The organism is Nonomuraea sp. NPDC004702 (genome assembly GCF_053601695.1).
Genome location: NZ_JBSGCE010000194.1, coordinates 1 through 1,576 on the forward strand (window position 1 = coordinate 1; position 1,576 = coordinate 1,576).

The window sequence follows — 1,576 nt, forward strand, 5'->3', positions numbered from 1 at the left end:
CGCCGACGGCGAACGGAAGAACCGAGAGAACGGAGCCTCGTCCGTGACGGTAAGGTCCGAATCTGATCCTCCCCCTGCCGAGCACACCGGGCAGCAGGCCGCCGTGCAGGAGCCCGCCACGGATCCGATCTTCGGAGGCGGCCTCCAGTACAGCATGGGATGGGCGCGGCACGAGGCCGACCTGGCGGTCGGCTTCGGCGTGATCATGCGTAAGCTGCCCTCGCTGATCGGCATCTGCCTGCGGCTGTCCTGGCGAGCCGACCCGGCCGCGCTCGTGATCGTCGTGGCCTGCCAGCTCATCGTCGGCGCCGCGACCGCGTTCGGCCTGCTGGCCACCAACCGGGTCCTGCAGCAGATCCTCGCGGTGGGGCCCACCCCCGACCGCGTCAGGGCCGCCGTGCCGGCGCTGGTCCTGGTCGCGGCCGCCGGCATCAGCGTCGCGGTGTTGACCGCCTGGTCCGGTGCCGCCTCCGGCCGGCTCCAGCCGAAGGTCGAGCACCTCGCCTACGACGAGCTCCTCAGCCGCGCCGCGAACGTCGAGCTGCTGCACTTCCAGGGCGCCCAGTTCCACGACCTCCTGGAGGCCGCGCAGTTCGGGGCCGGATGGATCGACATCGTCATCGATCAGGTCATCCGCATGCTGAAAGCGCTGATGGGCATGACCGCCGCCGCCGGCGTCCTGGGTGTGCTGCACCCTCTGCTGCTGCCGCTGCTGCCGCTCATCATCCTGCCGCGTGCCTGGGCGCTGGTGCGCTCCACTCTGCGCCGCAAGGCCTCCCGCCTGCGGTGGCTGACTCCCCTACGGCAGCAGCGCAGCCTTGCCCAGCTCCTGGTCGGAGCGGACCCCGCCGAGGAGATCCGCGCGCACGCCGCCGGGGACTTCCTGCTCCGCCACCACGACCGGATGGCCCTGCGCTCGGCGCGGGAGCAGGCCCGCCTCGCCCGCGCCGACGCCGGAGGCGAACTGCTGGCCGGGGGACTGAGCGGCCTGACGACGGGCGCCACCTACGTGGTGCTCGGCTGGCTCCTGATCACCGGACGCATGCAGCTGGCCGCCGCCGGCACCGCCGTCCTGGCCATCCAGACCGGCACCAGCCAGCTGGGCAACCTGATCTATTCGATCAACAACGTGTTCGAACACGGCCTCTACACCGAGGACTGGGCCGCCGCCTGCCGCCAGGCCGAACGCCTGGCCATCCCCCGCGACGGCACCGGCCCGCGGCGGGCCGACGGTCCCGACCTGATCGAGGCACGCGACCTGCGCTTCAGCTACCCCAACGCCGACGAGCCCGCCCTCGACGGCGTCGACCTGGCCATCAGCCGCGGCCAGATCGTCGCCCTGGTCGGGCACAACGGCTCCGGGAAGACCACGCTGGCGAAACTTCTCACCGGCCTCTACCTTCCCGAATCCGGATCGGTCACCTGGGACGGCACACCCACCACCGACCTCGACCGAACCCAGCTCTTCGACCAGGTGGCCCTGCTGTCCCAGGGCTACGAACGATGGCCCTTCACCGTGTCCGCCAACGTCGCCATCGGCCGCCACACCACCGGCCCCACCCCCGAAGCGCTCGCC

Annotated in this window: 1 protein-coding gene; it reads left to right on the forward strand. The window is 71.8% G+C overall.

All coding sequences use genetic code 11. The features are described from left to right. Positions 1–43: 43 nt before the first annotated feature. On the forward strand, positions 44–1,576 hold a 1,533-nt coding region (locus ACWEJ6_RS54710; RefSeq protein ID WP_452433703.1), incomplete at its 3' end, for an ATP-binding cassette domain-containing protein.